The organism is Paraburkholderia sp. GAS334 (genome assembly GCF_050436625.1).
In the GTDB taxonomy this organism is placed as follows: Bacteria; Pseudomonadota; Gammaproteobacteria; order Burkholderiales; family Burkholderiaceae; genus Paraburkholderia.
Window position 1 is genome coordinate 129956 of sequence record NZ_JBNDMO010000015.1, and the last position, 18520, is coordinate 148475.

Consider the following 18520-nt stretch of genomic DNA (forward strand, 5'->3'; position numbering starts at 1 on the left):
ATCGCCATGACTTCCAATACTTCCGCGCCGACGCCGGCTGAAGTTGTTTTCTTCAATGGCAAGATCGCCACCCAGGACGACAAGCGCTCTTTTGCCGATGCGCTCGCCGTCGCGAACGGCCGCATTATCGCTTCGGGGTCTCGCGATGCCGTGATGCGTCACGCGAACGACAACACGCGCCACGTCGACCTCAAAGGCCGCACCGTCATTCCCGGTCTCAACGATTCCCACCTGCACATCATTCGAGGCGGGTTGAACTTCAACATGGAGTTGCGCTGGGACGGCGTGCCCTCGCTGTCGGACGCACTCGACATGCTGAAGAAGCAGGTGGCCCGCACGCCGGCGCCGCAATGGGTCCGCGTGGTGGGCGGCTGGAACGAATTCCAGTTCGCCGAGCGCCGCGGACCCACGCTCGAAGAGATCAATGCGATTGCCCCGGACACGCCGGTGTTCATTCTGCACCTGTACGACAGCGCGCTATTGAACGCAGCGGCGCTGCGGGCGGTCGGTTACACGAAAGACACGCCGAATCCCCCGGGCGGTGAGATCCAGCGCGACAGGCGCGGCAACCCTACGGGCATGCTCATCGCGCGGCCGAACGCCGGGCTGTTGTACGCGACGCTGGCGAAAGGTCCGAAGCTCGCGCCGGACGATCAGCGCAATTCCACGCGGCATTTCATGCGCGAGCTGAACCGGCTCGGCGTGACGAGCGCGATTGACGCAGGTGGCGGCTATCAGGCCTATCCGGATGACTATGCGGTCATCATGGACATGGCGAAGCACAACGAACTGACCGTGCGTATCGCGTACAACCTGTTCACGCAGAACGCGAAAAAGGAAATCGAAGATTTCGCGAAGTGGGTAAAGATGACGAAGCCAGGCGAAGGCGACGATTTCCTGCGCGTCAACGGCGCCGGTGAAATGCTGGTGTTCTCGGCTGCGGATTTCGAAGACTTTCTTGAGCCGCGCCCGGATTTGCCGGACACGCTCGAAGATGAACTGGAAGCCGTGGTCAAACTGCTGGTAGCGAACCGCTGGCCGTTCCGTCTTCACGCCACGTACAACGAATCGATCGAGCGCTTCCTGAATGTATTCGAACGCGTGAACGCCCAGATCCCGTTCAACGGACTGCGCTGGTTCTTCGACCACTGCGAGACCATCACGCAGAAGAATATCGACCGGGTGCGTGCACTCGGCGGCGGCATCGCGATCCAGCATCGGATGGCCTATCAGGGCGAGTACTTCATTCAGCAATATGGCGAAGAGGCCGTGCAGCACACACCGCCTGTCCGTCGCATGCTGGATGCGGGACTGCCCGTCGGCGCGGGAACGGACGCCACGCGCGTCGCCAGTTTCAATCCGTTCATTTCACTGTACTGGATGGTGTCGGGCAAGACGGTCGGCGGCACCACGATGTATTCGAGCGTGAACAGGCTGGACCGGATGGAAGCGTTGCGCCGCTACACAGTGGGCAGCGCATGGTTCTCGAATGAGGAAGAACGCAAAGGGGCGCTCGTTCCCGGCCAGTTCGCGGATTTCGCGGTACTGAGCGAAGACTACTTTACGGTCGACGAGAGCCGCATCAAGTTCCTGACTTCGGCGATGACGGTGGTGGGCGGCAAGGTCGTCTACGCCGACGACGAATTCGCGCCGCTTGCCCCGCCTGATCTGCCGGTCAGCCCGTCGTGGTCACCAGTCGCCGAATTTGGTGGTTATAGCCGTTACAAACCGACCGCGGTCGCATGCGTGGAGGGCTGCGTGAATCTGTGCGGCGTGCATGCCCATGCGCACGGCTGGGCATGGCGCAAGAACGTGCCTGTCAGCGATTCGAACGGATTCTGGGGTGCATTGGGATGTAGCTGTTTCGCGTTCTGATAGATGCCCGATCGGACGGTGCTGCCTGAGGCATGGCGCAAGGCGTGTCCGCCGCGCTGAACTGGAGGAGTCGACATGACGAAAAGCATTGCGGGAGTGGACATTCCCGACGGTGTGATGGCCCAGGCGGCAACCGATCTGATCCGCGGCACGGAGTCCGAGTTGATGTTTCATCATGCGCTGAGAGCATTTCTGTTCGGTGCGCTGACCGGATACCGCGAGCACCTGAGGTTCGACGCCGAGCTGCTTTATGTCGGCGCGATGTTTCACAACGTCGGACTGAACGTGAAGTACCAGCGTTCGGCGTACCGGTTCGAGGTGGACGGCGCCAACGCCGCGCGTGATTTTCTGCGGCAGCACGTAGTCGCTGACGGTGCGATCCAGGAAGTATGGGAGGCGATCGCGTTGCACACGACGCCGGGCATTCCTGAACACATGTCTCCAGTTGTCGCGCTGCTCAGTGCCGGCGTGCAGATGGATGTTCGGGGCGCTCGCTACAACGAATTTACCGCGCAGGAGCGCGATGAAATCGTGCAGGCCTGGCCTCGCGAATCCGGCTTCAAGAAGAAGATCATCGAAGTCTACGCGCGTGGCATGGAGCATCGTCCGGAGACGACGTTCGCGTCGGTGAACGCCGACGTGCTGGACCGGTGGGATCCGGATTACCGGCGGTTGAATTTCTGCGGGCTGGTGCTGGGATCGGACTGGCCGAATTGACGTGTCGTTATAGAAAGGACGATCAGTATGGGCTACATCATTTCGCTGGGAGTCGGCTTCGCTGTCGGACTTCTCTACTGGCTACTCAAGGTGCAGTCGCCGGCGCCTCCGCTGATTGCGTTGGCGGGTCTGCTGGGCATGGTGCTGGGCGAGCACGCCATTCCGGTTGTCAAGGCGCAGCTTTTCGCGCAGACGCAGACGGTTCAGGTCGCGGAGCAGGTGACGGGCGCTGCAGCGCAAAAGCCGATGGTGCCAGGCGCGACGAAGGATGGCGGTTGATATCGCCGGTGCGTGTCTTTCGCCCCTCGATCAGAGGCGCCTTTTCAAATATTGCTAACGCTACTGGGTAAAAAAATGTTCAAGTCGCTTCATCGGTTCCGTCAACTCGCGCTTCTTTCCGCTGCGATACTGATTGGATTGACGCCTGTTTCATCCGCATTCGCCGACGCTGGACCGCCGGAGGTGCCGGACGGCAAAACCGCGCTCGCCGCGAAGCATCCCGACGTATCAGTAGGCGCGCAGTACGACACCGCGCACGTGTATGTCGCTTCGGCCGATCTCGACGCGTTCGTCAACAGCTTTCTCGCGACGTTCGGCGGCAAGGCCTCCCCGCGCGCGGTTTTTACGGTGACGCCCACGCCGAGCAAGACCGCGTCGCAGTATGTGCAGACGCCGGTCGGCATGCTCTCCGTGTTCGGCTTCGAAACGCCGGTTCCGTATCCATTCGGTAATGAGCGAACCGGCTACCTGGTCACCAATATCGATCAGGCGGTGAAGGCGGCACGCGCGGCGGGCGCCGATGTACTTGTCGACACATTCGATGATCCGATCGGCAAGGACGCGGTCATTCAATGGCCGGGCGGCCTGACGATGCAACTTTACTGGCACACGAAGGCGCCCAGCTATGCACCGTTGCACAGCGTGCCGGATAACCGCGTGTACGTCTCGCGTGACGAAGCGAACAACTTCGTTCGCCGCTGGCTGCACTTCTCGCACGGCAAGGTGGTGTCGGACAACTCGCGCGCGGACGCCGGCGTGATCGGCCGGCCGGGCGAGACGATCCGCGAGATCCGGATCAACTCGGGCTTCGGGCGCATGGTGGTATTCGTCACCGATGGCAAGCTGCCGTTCCCGTTCGGGCGTGAGACGACTGGCTACGGGGTCGACGATGTCGCGCAGACGCTCGAGCGCGCGCAGGCCGCCGGCGCGAAGGTGCTCTATCCGCTGTACAGCAGCGGATCAGGCAAGACAGCCATGCTCGAATTCCCAGGCGGGTACATTGCTGAAGTGCACGATGGCCGGTAAAGAGCGCGCTGTGACGCTGCTGAAGGCTTGCGTGCGCGTGCGGCGTTGTTCTGCGCTGCGCGCCGCCCGTACCCTGCTGATCGGCACGGGGCTGGCGGTCGCGCTGCCGGTCTCGGCGGCCGATACCGCGCTCGGCGGCGCTGACGATACGTCCACGACGGGCAGTGCCGCGACGTCGGCCGCCGCGAGTGCGTCGTGTGCGCGGCCCGTGGTCATGTTCAACCGCTGGCAGGAAAACTGGTCGGCGCTGGCCAATCCGTGTGTGCCGAAACAGCCTTTCGATTCGCTGAAGTACATTCCGCTGTTCGGCAATCCCGACGCGTATATCTCGCTGGGCATGGTGTTGCGCGAGCGGCTGGAAGTGAACGACGCGCCGCTGTTCGGACTCGGTACGGCGCACGACGACACGTATCTGTTGCAACGGCTGGAAGTCCACGCAGATGTCCGCCTTGGCCCCCACGTGCAGATCTTCACGCAATTCGAGGACGCGCGCCCGTACGGCAAAGACCTGGTCACGCCAGTCGACAAGAACCCGCTGGATCTGCGGCAGGCGTTCGTCGCCATCACCGAGCCGCTAGGTCCCGGCACCGTCAAGTTCCGCGTCGGGCGGCAGGAAATGGCGTTCGACTTGCAGCGCTTCATCTCGGTTCGTGACGGCCCGAACGTGCGTCAGGCGTTTGACGCGATCTGGGCCGACTATGAAACCGGTCCGTGGCGATGGATCGCTTATGCGACGCAGCCGGTGCAGTATCGCGACAACACGGATTTCGATGATGTTTCCAATCGCGATCTGACTTTCAGCGGCGTGCGCGTGGAGCGCAAAGGCGTCGGCCCGGGCGATCTGTCCGCGTATTACTCCCGCTACAACCGCAGCAACGCGCGCTTTCTCGACGCGACCGGCGACGAACACCGCGACGTATTCGATGCCCGCTATTCCGGCAACGTCAACCATCTCGACTGGGACGTCGAAGCGATGTATCAGTCCGGACATGTCGGCAGCAAGACGATCGGCGCGTGGGCAGTGGGGTCGCTCGCCGGTTACACGCTGGCGACAGTGCCATGGACGCCGCGGGTCGGCATCCAGGTGGATGCCGCGTCGGGGGACAGCCATCCGGGAGATGGCCGCATCGGCACGTTCAATCCGTTATTCCCGAATGGCTACTACTTCGCGCTGGCCGGCTATACCGGCTACACGAACCTGGTCCACGTCAAGCCGACGCTCATCGTCAAGCCGAACAGCAAGCTGACGCTGCTGGCCGGCGTCGGTCTGCAATGGCGCGAGACCACCGCAGACGCCGTTTACCAGCAAGGATCCGCGGTCGTGCCGGGCACCGCGGGACGCGGCAGCGCCTGGACCGGCTTCTATACGCAGCTTCGCGCCGACTGGGCAGTCACCGCGAATCTCGCCGCGGCGCTGGAAGCCGTGCATTTCCAGGTTGGACAGTCGTTGCGCGAGCTGGGTGCCCGAAACGCCGACTATGTAGGCGCCGAACTCAAATTCGGCTGGTAGAAACCGTATCGCCGGGCACACGTACCCATCCTTCCATCAGCACACGGGCGCTGCGGCTCATGATGGCTTTCGTTACGGTCCAGGCGCCGTTCACCTGACCCGCTTGCGCCCCGACCCGCAGGGTGCCCGACGGATGACCGAAGCGCACTGCTTCGCGTACACCGCCGCCGGCGGCCAGATTCACGAGTGTGCCTGGTATCGCTGCGGCAGCGCCAATGGCCACGGCGGCCGTGCCCATCATCGCGTGATGCAGCTTACCCATCGACATGGCACGCACGAGCAGGTCGACGTCGCCGGCGGCAACCCGCTTGCCGCTGGAGGCAACATAATCGGCTGGACTCGCGACAAAGGCGACTTTCGGTGTGTGCTGCCGGGTCGAGATCTCGTCAATGTGCGTGATGAGTCCCATGCGCACCGCACCGTGCGCCCGTATGGTCTCGAACATCGCCAGCGCGTTCGCATCGCTGTTGATGGCGTCCTGCAGCTCGGTGCCTGTGTAGCCGATTGCCTTCGCGTCCACGAAGATTGTCGGGATGCCGGCAGTGATCATCGTGGCCTTCAACGTGCCGACACCGGGAACCTCGAGATCGTCGACCAGATTGCCGGTGGGGAACATCGCGCCGCCGGCGCCTTCCTCTTCCGCCGCCGGATCCATGAATTCGAGCTGCACTTCCGCGGCGGGGAACGTCACGCCGTCGAGTTCGAAGTCGCCGGTTTCCTGCACGGCGCCATGGGTGATGGGCACACGCGCGATGATGGTCTTGCCGATATTGGCCTGCCAGATGCGCACGATAGCGACGCCGTCTTGCGGAATACGGCTCGCGTCGACCAGTCCGGCACTGATGGCAAAGGGCCCGACGGCGGCGGAAAGATTGCCGCAGTTGCCGCTCCAGTCGACGAACGCCTTGTCGATGGACACCTGCCCGAACAGATAGTCGACGTCGTGATCGGGTTTGCTGCTCTTCGCGATGATGACCGTCTTGCTGGTGCTCGAGGTCGCGCCGCCCATGCCGTCGATCTGTTTGCCGTAAGGGTCCGGGCTGCCAATGACACGCATCAGCAGCGCGTCGCGCGCGGCTCCCGGCGCCTGCGCGGCTTCGGGCAAATCCTGCAGGCGGAAGAACACGCCTTTGCTCGTCCCGCCACGCATGTAGGTAGCGGGAATCCTGATCTGGGGTACGTGGGTCATGAAAATCCTGTCCTGGTGAGACTGGGGCGGTACGTCGATACGTCGCCATACCGCCCGAACACAATGTACTTGACTGTACTAACGCGTTCCCGCATCGCCTGTTCAGGCAGCCTTCGACGACTCGAGAAAGTCCTGCGCAAATCGCTGCAGCACGCCGCCCGCCTCGTAGATCGACACTTCTTCAGCGGTGTCGAGGCGGCAGGTCACGGGCACTTCCACGCGTTCGCCGCTCCTGCGATGGATGACGAGCGTGAGGTCTGCCCGAGGCTTGCGCTCGCCGGTCACATCGAAGGTCTCGGTGCCGTCGATACCAAGCGTCAAGCGGTTCACGCCCGGCTTGAACTCCAGCGGCAACACCCCCATGCCGACGAGGTTGGTGCGGTGAATGCGCTCGAAGCCTTCAGCAACGATCGCCTCCGCACCGGCGAGACGCACACCCTTGGCGGCCCAGTCGCGCGACGAACCCTGGCCGTAGTCGGCGCCGGCGATCACGATCAGCGGCTGCTTGCGCGCCATGTAGGTTTCGATGACTTCCCACATGCGCGTCACCTTGCCCTCCGGCTCGATGCGGGCGAGCGAGCCCGCCTTCACGTTGCCGTTTTCCAGCACCATCTCGTTCTTCAGGGTGGGATTGGCGAAGGTCGCGCGCTGGGCGGTCAGGTGATCACCGCGATGGGTCGCGTAGGAATTGAAGTCCTCTTCCGGCAGGCCCATCTTCGTGAGGTACTCGCCGGCAGCGCTATCTGCGAGGATCGCGTTGGAGGGCGACAGGTGGTCGGTCGTGATGTTGTCACCCAGCACAGCGAGGGGGCGCATGCCCTTGAGTGTGCGCTCGCCAGCCAGCGCGCCTTCCCAGTAAGGCGGACGGCGGATGTAGGTGCTCTGCGCGCGCCAGTCGTACAGCGGGTCGGCTTTTTCGCCGGTGTCGGCAGCCACCGCGAACATCGGCTCGTACACCTTGCGGAACTGCTCTGGCTTCACGCTGGCGGCGACAACCGCGTCGATCTCTTCATCGGAAGGCCAGATATCCTTCAGGGTGATCGGCTTGCCATCGGCGTCCGTACCCAGCACGTCCTTCTCGATGTCGAAACGGATCGTGCCGGCAATCGCGTAAGCGACCACCAGCGGCGGCGACGCGAGGAACGCCTGCCTCGCGTACGGGTGGATACGGCCGTCGAAGTTCCGGTTACCGGACAGCACAGCGGTTGCATAGAGATCGCGGTCCACGATTTCTTTCTGGATCACGGGATCCAGCGCACCGGACATGCCGTTGCAGGACGTGCAGGCATAGGCCACGACGCCAAAACCCAGCTGCTCCAGGTCCGCCAGGAGACCGGCTTCTTCCAGATACAGCGTCACGGCCCTTGAGCCCGGCGCCAGTGAGGTCTTTGCCCACGGCTTGCGGGTAAGGCCACGCTGGTTGGCGTTGCGGGCGAGGAGCCCGGCGGCAATCATGTTGCGCGGATTGTTGGTGTTGGTGCAACTGGTGATGGCAGCGATGATCACGGCGCCGTCCGGCATCAGGCCGGGTTCGTTCTCGACCTTGCCGCTGATGCCGCGCGCGGCCAGTTCGGACACCGGCAGACGGCGGTGCGGGTTGGACGGACCCGCCAGCGTGCGCACCACGGTGGACAGGTCGAACCTGAGGACGCGCTCATATTCGGCGTGTTTCAGGCTGTCCGCCCAGAGGCCGGTTTCCTTCGCGTAGCGTTCCACCAGCTTGACCAGTTCGTTGTCACGGCCGGTGAGCGTGAGGTACTTGATGGTCTGCCCGTCGATATAGAACATCGCGGCGGTGGCGCCGAATTCCGGCGCCATGTTCGCGATGGTGGCGCGATCGCCGAGGGTCAGTCTGGCCGTCCCTTCCCCGTAGAACTCGAGGTAGGCGCCGACGACTTTTTCCTTACGCAGGAACTCGGTCAGGGACAGCACCACATCCGTGGCGGTAATGCCCGGGCCCGGTTTGCCCGTGAGCTCGACGCCGACGATGTCAGGCAGGCGCATATAAGAGGCCCGGCCGAGCATCACGCTTTCGGCCTCGAGTCCTCCCACACCGATCGCAAGCACGCCCAGCGCGTCCACCATTGGGGTGTGTGAGTCGGTGCCGACCAGGGTGTCCGGGAAAGCGACGCCGTCTTTCACCTGCACCACCGGGCTCATGCGTTCGAGGTTGATCTGGTGCAGGATGCCGTTGCCCGGCGGAATGACGTCGACGTTGCTGAACGCCTTTTTTGTCCAGTTGATGAAATCGAAGCGGTCTTCGTTGCGCCGGTCTTCGATCGCGCGGTTCTTCGCGAACGCGTCGGGATCGAAGCCGCCGCACTCGACGGCCAGTGAGTGGTCCACGACCAGTTGCGTCGGCACGACCGGGTTGACCATGGCCGGATCGCCGCCCTGGGCGGCGATCGCGTCGCGCAGGCCGGCGAGGTCGACGAGAGCGGTCTGGCCAAGAATGTCATGACACACCACGCGCGCCGGGAACCAGGGAAAGTCCAGCTCACGCCTGCGTTCGATGATCTGCACAAGCGAAGCGGTCAGAAAGGCCGGGTCGCAACGGCGCACGAGGTTCTCGGCCAGCACGCGCGACGTGTACGGGAGCTTGTCGTAAGCGCCCGGCTGGATCGCCTCGACCGCGGCACGCGTGTCAAAGAAATCCAGCTGGGTGCCGGGCAGCGGTTTTCGGTTTGCAGTATTCATGACTTTGGGGACAAAGACAGTAATGGTGAGGGGGCATGGCCGGGCGTCACGGTCAGTTGCCCCCATTTCCGGATCAGTGCTTCTGGATCGGCGCGAACCTTGCGTTTTCCGGCCCGGCGCTGGCCCGGTGTTCGTCCCGCGCTGGCCCTATCCGCTTGCTGCGGGCCGGGGCGGGAGAGTGCATCGAGAGGTTCACGCCGGGGCCCGTCGATCAAGCCGTTGTGCGCCATTTCGAGGGCGCGCTCAGTGCCGTTTCTGTGTTTGAAGCGGCAATGATATCAACGAGAACTTTAACATCGGCGTTTAGACGCGCTTCGCCAGCGGCACGAACGGCAGGTCGTCCGGCCCGGTGTAGTTTGCGCTCGGGCGGATGATCTTGTTGTCGATGCGCTGCTCGATGATGTGCGCCGCCCAGCCGGAAGTGCGCGAGATCACGAAGAGCGGCGTGAACATGGCCGTCGGCACGCCCATCATGTGATACGACACCGCGCTGAACCAGTCGAGATTCGGGAACATCTTCTTCGCGTCCCACATGACTGATTCAAGCCGCTCGGCGATATCGAACATCTTCGTATTCGACGCGTCTTTCGAGAGGCTCTTCGCGACTTCCTTGATCACCTTATTGCGCGGATCGGAAATCGTGTAGACCGGGTGACCGAAGCCGATCACAACTTCCTTGTTCTCGACGCGGCGGCGGATATCGGCTTCGGCTTCATCGGGCGTGTGGTAACGCGACTGGATCTCGAACGCGGCTTCGTTGGCGCCGCCGTGCTTCGGGCCGCGCAACGCACCGATGGCGCCGGTGATCGCCGAGTAGATGTCCGAGCCTGTGCCTGCGATCACGCGGCCGGTAAACGTCGATGCGTTGAATTCGTGCTCCGCATATAGGTTCAGCGATATATGCATCGCGTCGACCCACGACTTCGACGGCTCGACGCCGTGCAGCAGATGCAGGAAGTGGCCGCCAATCGAATCGTCGTCGGTTTCGACCTCGATGCGTTTGCCGTTGTGCGAGTAGTGGTACCAGTACAGCAGCATCGAGCCTAACGACGCCATCAGGCGGTCGGCGATATCGCGCGCGCCGGGCAGGTTGTGGTCGTCTTTCTCGGGCAGCACGGTGCTCAGCACCGACACGCCCGTGCGCATCACGTCCATCGGATGCGCGGACGCGGGAATCCATTCCAGCGCGGCCTTCAGGTTGGCGGGCAGACCGCGCAGCGCTTTCAGCTTCGTCTTGTAAGCCGTGAGTTCAGCCTGTGTCGGCAGTTTTTCGTGCACGAGCAGGTAGGCGATCTCTTCGAACTCGCAGGTCGTCGCGATGTCGAGAATGTCGTAGCCGCGATAGTGCAGGTCGTTGCCGGTCTTGCCGACCGTGCACAACGCCGTGTTGCCGGCCGTCACGCCCGACAGTGCGACGGACTTCTTGGGTTTGAATGCGCCCGCGTTCGGCGTGCTGTTGTCTGCTTCGCTCATGGTGTCTTCCTCCAGGTCCTGATTATTTCTGTGCGGCGAACAGCGCGTCGAGTTTGTCTTCGTACGCGTGGTAGCCGAGATAGTCATAGAGATCGGCGCGCGATTGCATCGTTCCCACCGCCGCTTTCTGCGTGCCGTCGCGCATCACCGTTTGATAGAAATTGAGCGCGGCTGCATTCATCGCGCGATATGCGCCGCAGCAGTAGAGCGCGATATCGACGTTGGCGTCGCGCAGTTCGGTCGTGGTGAAGAACGGCGTTGAACCGAATTCGGTCAGGTTCGCGAGAATCGGCACCTTCACCGCTGCCCTGAAGCGGCGGTAGTCGTCCAGCGACTTCATCGCTTCGGGGAAGATCATGTCCGCACCGGCTTCGACATAAGCGACTGCGCGCTCGATCGCGGCATCGATGCCTTCTGCGGCCGCGGCGTCGGTGCGCGCCATGATCACGAATTGATCGTCGGTGCGGGCGTCGACGGCCGCTTTCACGCGGTCGACCATTTCTTCGGTCGGCACGACTTCCTTGCCGGGGCGGTGTCCACACCGCTTCTGACCCACCTGGTCTTCAAGGTGCACGGCCGCAACGCCAGCCTTGATGAACGAGCGTACCGTGCGCGCGATGTTGAATGCGCCGCCCCAGCCCGTGTCGATATCGACGAGAAGCGGCAGATTCGTCGCGTCGGTGATGCGGCGGGCGTCGGTCAGGACGTCATCCATTGTGCTGATGCCAAGATCGGGAATGCCGAGCGAATTGGCGGCGACGCCGCCGCCCGACAGATAAACCGCCTTGAAACCGACCGCTTCAGCCATTTTGGCGGCGTAGGCGGTGATCGCGCCGACTACCTGCAGTGGCTGGGTTTCGGCGACTGCCGCGCGGAATCGCGCGCCTGCGCTCGCGGGGTATCGTTGTGCTGAAGTCACGTTTCCTCCGGATAAGAGGTCCTCACTAGTGCAAAGACTGGGCCAGGCGCATGGCACCCACTTAACTCCATGATTTCATTAAGAAACACGAGTGCGCGACCAGACGGGTTTGTTTCATAAGTGAAATTCGCTATTTCATGATTGAAACCATGGGTTCATAATAACTTCGCCTTCGATGTCTACGTCCTGAGCCCAGCTGAATGCCCCCCACGAATCGTCCTTCCGAATCCCTCCGCCGCCCGCAGATCTGGGCAATCGGCATCAGCCGCCTGCGCGACCTGTTCCGCGACATCGCGGGCGAGTACGACGACCGCGCCGACCTGCGACTCATCTCGCGGGGCTACGAGGACGCCGTCCATGAGATCGACGCGGCTGGCGTCGATCGCCCGGATATCGTCGTCGCGGCCGGGTCTAACGGCACCTATCTCAAGGCGCGGATCCAGGTGCCGGTCGTGCTCGTCAGCCCGACTGGTTTCGACGTGATGCATGCGCTCGCACGGGCGCGTCGCGATGCCTCGCAGGTGGCACTCGTCACGCACGGCGAAACGCCTGCGGAAGTGCGCCACTTCGTTGCCGCTTACGGAATCGACGTGGTGTTCGCGTCATATCAGTCAGCGCAGGACGCCGAAACCTGCGTGCTTGATCTGCGCGACCGCGGCGTCGGCACGGTCGTGGGACCGGGCCTTGTCACTGATCTCGCGACACGCGCGGGCATGAGCACCGTGTTTCTGTATTCGCGCGCGTCGGTGCGGGTGGCGTTCGATACGGCGCTCGAAGTCGCGAAGGCCACTTCGAATGAAATGCTGCGCCGCCAGCGACTCGACAACGTGCTGCAACATCTGCGCGATGGTGTCGTTGCGCTCGATGCGCGAGGCCGGGTGGAGGCGATCAATCAGCGTCTTGCCCAGGTGCTGGGTATTGATGCGTCGCGCGCAGTGGGGCGACCGCTGGCCGAACTTGCACCCGATATCGCGCGCGCGATTCCGGATGGCGACGGCGAAACGCTCGAAACCGTCCGGGGCGTCGGTTATGTCGTACATCGCGGGCCGTTGATCGGTTCGAGCGACGGCACCGGATCCGTTCTGACGTTCCAGGAGTCCCGTGCGGTCGAGCGGCTGGATCGTACGCTGCGCTCGCGGCTGCGCACGCAGCAGTTTGCCGCCCGATACCGGATCGACGATCTGGTAGGCGCATGCCCGGCGATCGAGCGGGTGCGGCAACTCGCGCGTCGCTATGCGACATCGGACGCCACCGTGCTGATACGCGGCGAGAGCGGCACGGGCAAGGAGATGGTCGCGCAGGGCGTTCATCAACTGGGCGCCCGGCGAGACTTTCCGTTCGTCGCGATCAATTGCGGCGCGTTTCCCGAAGCGTTGCTGGAGAGCGAACTGTTCGGCTACGAAGAAGGCGCATTCACGGGTGCGCGGCGCGGCGGTAAAGCCGGACTCATCGAGGCAGCGCATCGCGGCACGTTGTTCCTCGATGAAATCGGCGAGATGCCGCTCCCGCTGCAAAGCCGGCTTTTGCGCGTGCTGCAGGAGCGTGAAGTGGTGCGGCTTGGCTCGACCGAACCGATCCGCATCGACGTACGGGTTATCGCGGCGACGCATCGGGCGTTGACAGCGGCGGTGGAGACCGGTGAGTTTCGCGCTGACCTGTACTACCGGCTCAACATCCTCAATATCGCGCTGCCGCCGCTGCGTGAGCGGCAACCGGACATCCTGCCGCTTGCGGCCGGATTGCTGTATCAGGCGGCGCGCCGCGAGCCGCGTCTTGCCGCGCGCATTCATGATGCGGGGCAGGCGGCGCAACTGCTACTTGATGTGAGCGAGCCACTACGTCGTCACGCGTGGCCGGGCAACGTGCGGGAATTGCAGAACGTCATCGAGCGCATTGCGGTCGAACTGGCCGATGTGGGAGGGCACGCGGAGCGCGAGGGCGCTGACGGTGCCGGGGGTGCCGGGAGTGCATTGACGCCTGACGTACTACGCTCGATCGCGCCGGAAGTATTCGACGACAACGAGCGCTCCGTCGCGGCGTTAACGTTGCGACAGCGCAGCCGACGTGTCGAGGCCGATGAGATCCGCGCGGCACTCGAAGCGTGCAACGGCGATCGCGACGCGGTCTGTGAATCGCTCGGCATCAGCAAGACCACGCTGTGGCGCAGGCTTAATGCGTCGGGTTGAGGAACTGGTCCAGCCTCCGCGCCAAACGAAACAGCCCCGCATGCGCGGGGCTGTCTGCTTTAAGGCCGACGTCAAAGGTCAATAAACTGGATGCCCGTTGATCAGGCTCGGCAACCACGTCGAAAAGAACGGCATGTAGGTGACGATGTTGATCGCGCTGAAGATGGCCAGGTAATAAGGCCAGGCGATTTTCGTCGTTTCGCCGATTGAAACATTACCGATCGCGCAACCGATGAACTGAACGGAACCGATCGGCGGGTGAACCAGGCCCAATGCGCAGTTGAGCAGAATCATGATGCCGAACTGCACCGGGCCCACGCCGCTGTGCATTGCCATCGGCAGGAACAGTGGCGTGGTGATCAGGATGTGGGCGGCCATATCGACGAAGGTGCCGAGGAAGACCTGGATGATGTTGATGTAAAGCAGCATCAACCATGGGTAGGCCGTCGCATTTTCAAGCAGATGCTCGATTGCATCGGGAATCTCCAGATAAGCCATCTGGTACCGAAGCATATTCGAAACAGCGATCAGGAGCAGCACCACCCCCGTGGTCTTGGTCGCCCGGGAAAGCGCCACGAAGAGCTTCTTCATCGTCATCGTGCGATACACGAGAAGGGTCAGCACCAGCGAATAGGCAACCGCGATTGCCGCTGCCTCCGTCGCCGTCGCAATGCCTTTCGCCACGCAGAAGAGGATGATCGCGATCACCATCAGGCCGGGCACTGCGCCGAGGAACGTTCTGCCTACCGCGAACCAGCCGGGGAACTTCTGCAGTTCGGTCGAGCCGTCAGGGCGGCGCGGGAAACCGAAGCGAACCGCTTGCCAGTAGGCGGCGATCAGCACAAAACCCATCACCCACAGCACCGGCAGCAGGCCGGAAAACAGCAGATCGCCAATCGAGACGCCGCTCAGATGTTGTCCGTTCAACGTCCCCGTGAGCCCCTGTGCGGCGAACGCATAGATGATCATGTTCGTGGACGTCGGCATCAGCGCACCGGCCAGCGACGAATGGGTGGTGACGTTGACCGCATACGCCGCGCTATAACCTTCCCGCTTCATCAGGGGAATGACGACGCCGCCCATTGCCGAAGTATCGGCAGTGGGCGAACCGGACACACCACCGAACAACGTACACGCAACGACGTTGGCCATCCCCAGCCCACCGCGGAAGTGACCCACCGCGGCCTGGGCGAAACGCAGGATGCGGTCGGCGATACCGCCGTGCAGCATCAACTCGCCGGAGAAGATGAAGAACGGGATCGCGAGGAAAGAAAACGCGTTCATTCCCGAGATCATCGACTGCATGGCCGTCGCCGCCGGCAGGCCTTCATACAGATAGGTCAGGACACACGACAGTCCCAGCGCGAACGAAACAGGAACCCCGAAGACGAGGAATACGACGAAACTAACAAAGAGGATGGCAAGTTCCATGATTGCTCTATTTGTGCTTCGGTGCGAACAGCTTGACGAGGTGTTCGATCGAAAAAAGAATGATGCAGGCGCTGGCAGCGACCGGAATGAAGTAACGGATCGCTTCCGGCAGGCCCAGGATCGGAATCCGGTCTTCCATCGTCGTCTCCGCCATTTGCAGGCAGCCGAAGAAAATCGCAACGGACAAGGCAATCAGGCAAAGATGCTGGAACGCCTCGGCCGCTACCTGACCTTTAGGCGACAATTTCTTGACCAGCGAATCAAGCCCGATATGCCCACTCTCGCGGACCTTGAGGGCGGCTCCAAACATCGCGATAACGATCACCAGCAAAAGCGCAATCGGCTCGACGTAATCGGGTGCGTCGTTAAAGACATAGCGCATCACCACGCTGTAAAAAACCAGCACGGTCAAGGCGGCGAGGCTGATCGACGCCACGACAACCAGCACACGGAAAAGAAAATCATTCGGGCGTTTCATGAAGGTCATCTATCCCATCCTTCCATACAGCGGACTTATCCTGCTCACTCAAGCGTCCCCGCCTGCCGATGCCGGTTCGCGGGGAAAATGCCCAGGGCGGAAAGCCTGCAGATTTCCATGCAGGCTTTCCGCCATCACCAGCTTCGCAACACTTATTTGACCGCCTGGATTTCGTCGACGATCTGCTTCATCTGCGGCGTTCTCTCATACTTGGTCCAGACCGGTTGCATCGCCTTGACGAAAGCAGCGCGATCGATCTGCGTCGACGCAACGATCGTCGCGCCGCCCTTGGTGACCGTTTTGGCAGCGTCGTTTTCGCGCGCCGTCCACAGCTTCTGGTAGTAGGGCACCGAGTCAGCCGCAGCCTTCTTGATGATGTCCTGCTCCTGCGGCGTCAGCGTGTCCCACACCTTCTTGGAGAACACCAGCACTTCCGGCGTCATCGCATGCTGGGTTTCGGAATATACCGGCGCGACTTCGAAGTGCTTGGTCTCGTCGTACGACGGGAGGTTGTTTTCGGCCGCATCGACCAGACCCGTCTTCAACCCCGTATAAACCTCAGCGAACGGCATCGGCGTCGGCGTTCCGCCCATCGCGCGGATTTCGTCGACCATCAGATCGGACGGCTGAACGCGCACCTTGAGGCCCTTCATGTCGGCAGGCGAGTGGATGGCTTTCTTGGTGTAGATCGAACGGGCGCCGCTTTCATAGAAGGTCAGCGCGATCATGCCCTTCGCCTTGAAGGCGTCGAGGATCTTCTGTCCTTCCGGGCCGTACATCACCTTGCGGAAATGATCGACGTCGCGGAACAGGAACGGCAGCGAGGGAATCATCGACTCGGGAACGATCTCGTTGAACGCCGCACCGTTGGCGCGGGTCATGTCGAGCGCGCCGATGCGAACCTGATCGATCGTGTCGTTTTCCGAACCGAGCGAGCTGTTGCCGAAGACCTTCACCGAGTCCTTGCCGTCCGTTGCCTTGGCGATCTGTTCGCCCATGAACTTCACGGCCATGTTGGTCGGATAGGTGTCGCTATGCACATCGGCCACGCGGAAGACGCGCGCCTGTGCTGCTCCGGTGCTCAACGCGAGCACCGACGCTGCAACAATCATCGAGACACGGGAAAGGGCAAAATTGTTTTTCATCGCGACATTTCCTTTGAAAATAAACCATCAATCGACTGCGAATGCTGCGATACGGTTTGGGCCCGTATCCCGGCTTTAGAATGTTTCCGCCGTCGTTTTCTGGATCATGCTGTCGGCCGCCGGGCGTGGAACGCGTGGCGCTGAGATGGCGTGATCCCCGGCCATTCAGCGATCTCAACGCTGGTGGACGAAAGCTGAAAGAAAGTTGGCCTTTCGGCTTTGTATGTTGTCCTATGACTGCGAGAGTCTATCTATTTGAGATGCAGGATGTACACCGGGTAGTTACCCGTAGGTCGCGGGAAGGCCGTATGGCGGGCGGTTCGCGTCACACCGCCTGAATTACGCTGGCGAAAACAGGTGGGGAGAAGTGCGATATCCGCCGTGGGTTTGGAGGCGTAGATGGCGAAACGTGAGTCCCGGTTTGCGAGATCTGGTTATACGATGACTGATGAATATAAGGTAACTAGCGCGTTCCATCCCCAGGGCCGGAGCCGGGGACAGTCACCTGAACACGGGCTCCGGTGACCTTAAACCACCCCAAGCAATTCCTTCAGCTGCGCGGTTCTCGACCGGCTGACCGGCACCTGGGTCTGCTCCGCGTCGTCCATCACAAGATTGACGCTCTCGTCCGACTTGATCAGTTCGACCGCGTAAGGAAGGCTCACGATATGGCTGCGATGCACCCGCAGATAGGTACTGTTATCGAGCCGCAATTCGAGGTCGGCTAGTGAAAGATTGGACAGGTAGCGGTCGTCCTTCGTGACGATCGTCGTGTAGTGACCGTCGCCCTGGAAGCGCACGATGTCCTTGAGGTCGATCAGGATCACGCGGTTCTTCCGGTAAACCGGAATCTTGAAGAGGCGGCGCGGTTGCGCGACATGCCCGCCCGATTGTTTTCCGGAGGGCTCGGTGGTGAGGTCAGTCACATCGTAGAAGATCATGCAGGTTCCGCAAACACCGTTGGTCCCGGACATTTTGGAGACCTTGATCATCAGGATCCGGTCGGGAATGTTAATCATCATCGCAACCGGTGGCGGCGACTTGACCGGGCAGCCATCGACATCCCGCGATTGCAGCAGAAAGCGCAGCTTGTCGCGGCTCTTTTCCGGGTGTAACTGCACGACGTCGATGCCGAACAGTTTGTCCTGCGTGACGCCAAGCGACTGTTCGCCAGCTGGCCCGAGTATCTGCAGGGCGACGTCGTTGAACGCGGTCACACGACCTTGTGCGTCGAGCCAGACCATCCCCGGATTGAACTGCTCCAGCTTGTGCTGGAACGTCTCATGACGAAGGGGTGCCGCCGCCAACGGCGTGGCGTGCTCAAGCGGTTTCATGCCGGGTCTCCTGCTCTGATGGGCGGTCCACGCTCTCAGGCGATTTGTCTCCGTTGTATGTCGTTTCCAGATTTCGCGCAAGCTTTCGGGCGGTTCACGCGCGCAAACCCGCCGTTCGGGAACAAACCTGAGAATGCTGCGCTGCGTCGTGAAATGTCCTCATTCCAGCGACAGCCGGCGGGTTCTCCATCAACAGGTTATTCGACGCCGTACCACTTTCATGTCCGTTTTCCGCTAGTTTGCGCTCGTGCGCCACCGTTC

At 62.1% G+C, this 18520-nt stretch carries 14 protein-coding genes; 6 read left to right on the plus strand and 8 right to left on the minus strand.

The features are described 5' to 3' along the window. Positions 1–6: 6 nt before the first annotated feature. The 5 genes from P3T21_RS24970 (at position 7) to P3T21_RS24990 (ending at position 5407) form a co-directional block, all read left to right on the plus strand. Positions 7–1875, plus strand: coding sequence for an amidohydrolase (locus tag P3T21_RS24970; protein ID WP_429258633.1), 1869 nt, complete (start codon positions 7–9; stop codon positions 1873–1875). A gap of 75 nt (positions 1876–1950) precedes the next feature. Beyond that, on the plus strand, positions 1951–2592 hold the full coding sequence (locus P3T21_RS24975; RefSeq protein ID WP_429258634.1) for a phosphohydrolase: 642 nt from the start codon (positions 1951–1953) through the stop codon (positions 2590–2592). Positions 2593–2619: 27 nt separating this feature from the next. Continuing rightward, positions 2620–2871, plus strand: coding sequence for a DUF1427 family protein (locus P3T21_RS24980; RefSeq protein ID WP_429258635.1), 252 nt, complete (start codon positions 2620–2622; stop codon positions 2869–2871). Positions 2872–2946: 75 nt separating this feature from the next. Continuing rightward, positions 2947–3897 carry a glyoxalase gene (locus P3T21_RS24985; protein ID WP_429258636.1) on the plus strand — a complete coding sequence of 317 codons (951 nt, stop codon included), beginning with the start codon at positions 2947–2949 and terminating at the stop codon, positions 3895–3897. Continuing rightward, entirely contained in the window at positions 3887–5407 is a 1521-nt protein-coding gene (locus P3T21_RS24990) for an alginate export family protein (protein ID WP_429258637.1), read from the plus strand. The genes P3T21_RS24985 and P3T21_RS24990 overlap by 11 nt, the downstream gene beginning before the upstream one ends. Here the strand turns inward: P3T21_RS24990 and prpF are convergent. From prpF to prpB, 4 genes are all read right to left on the minus strand, one after another. Next, complete coding sequence (prpF, locus tag P3T21_RS24995; protein ID WP_429258638.1) at positions 5391–6596, minus strand: 2-methylaconitate cis-trans isomerase PrpF; 1206 nt, start codon at positions 6594–6596, stop codon at positions 5391–5393. The genes P3T21_RS24990 and prpF overlap by 17 nt on opposite strands. Before the next feature lie 102 nt (positions 6597–6698). Next, positions 6699–9293 (minus strand): Fe/S-dependent 2-methylisocitrate dehydratase AcnD, encoded by a 2595-nt coding sequence (gene acnD / locus P3T21_RS25000; protein WP_429258667.1) that lies wholly within the window; start codon positions 9291–9293, stop codon positions 6699–6701. 303 nt (positions 9294–9596) lie between these two features. Continuing rightward, positions 9597–10766: a bifunctional 2-methylcitrate synthase/citrate synthase gene (gene prpC / locus P3T21_RS25005; protein WP_429258639.1), complete on the minus strand. Its 1170-nt coding sequence runs from the start codon at positions 10764–10766 to the stop codon at positions 9597–9599. A gap of 22 nt (positions 10767–10788) precedes the next feature. Then, positions 10789–11685, minus strand: a complete 897-nt coding sequence (gene prpB, locus P3T21_RS25010; RefSeq protein WP_429258640.1) for a methylisocitrate lyase — start codon at positions 11683–11685, stop codon at positions 10789–10791. Positions 11686–11885: 200 nt separating this feature from the next. Between prpB and prpR the strand changes: the two genes are divergently transcribed. Further along, complete coding sequence (prpR, locus tag P3T21_RS25015; RefSeq protein ID WP_429258641.1) at positions 11886–13871, plus strand: propionate catabolism operon regulatory protein PrpR; 1986 nt, start codon at positions 11886–11888, stop codon at positions 13869–13871. Between the two features lie 78 nt (positions 13872–13949). On the opposite strand, the gene P3T21_RS25020 is transcribed toward prpR, so the two are convergent. The 4 genes from P3T21_RS25020 to P3T21_RS25035 form a co-directional block, all read right to left on the minus strand. Further along, complete coding sequence (locus tag P3T21_RS25020; RefSeq protein WP_429258642.1) at positions 13950–15302, minus strand: TRAP transporter large permease; 1353 nt, start codon at positions 15300–15302, stop codon at positions 13950–13952. A 7-nt stretch (positions 15303–15309) separates the two neighbouring features. After that, positions 15310–15789 (minus strand): TRAP transporter small permease, encoded by a 480-nt coding sequence (locus P3T21_RS25025; RefSeq protein WP_429258643.1) that lies wholly within the window; start codon positions 15787–15789, stop codon positions 15310–15312. 143 nt (positions 15790–15932) lie between these two features. Then, on the minus strand, positions 15933–16925 hold the full coding sequence (locus P3T21_RS25030) for a TRAP transporter substrate-binding protein (protein ID WP_429258644.1): 993 nt from the start codon (positions 16923–16925) through the stop codon (positions 15933–15935). 527 nt (positions 16926–17452) lie between these two features. Further along, complete coding sequence (locus tag P3T21_RS25035; RefSeq protein WP_429258645.1) at positions 17453–18259, minus strand: LytTR family transcriptional regulator DNA-binding domain-containing protein; 807 nt, start codon at positions 18257–18259, stop codon at positions 17453–17455. Positions 18260–18520 lie beyond the last annotated feature (261 nt).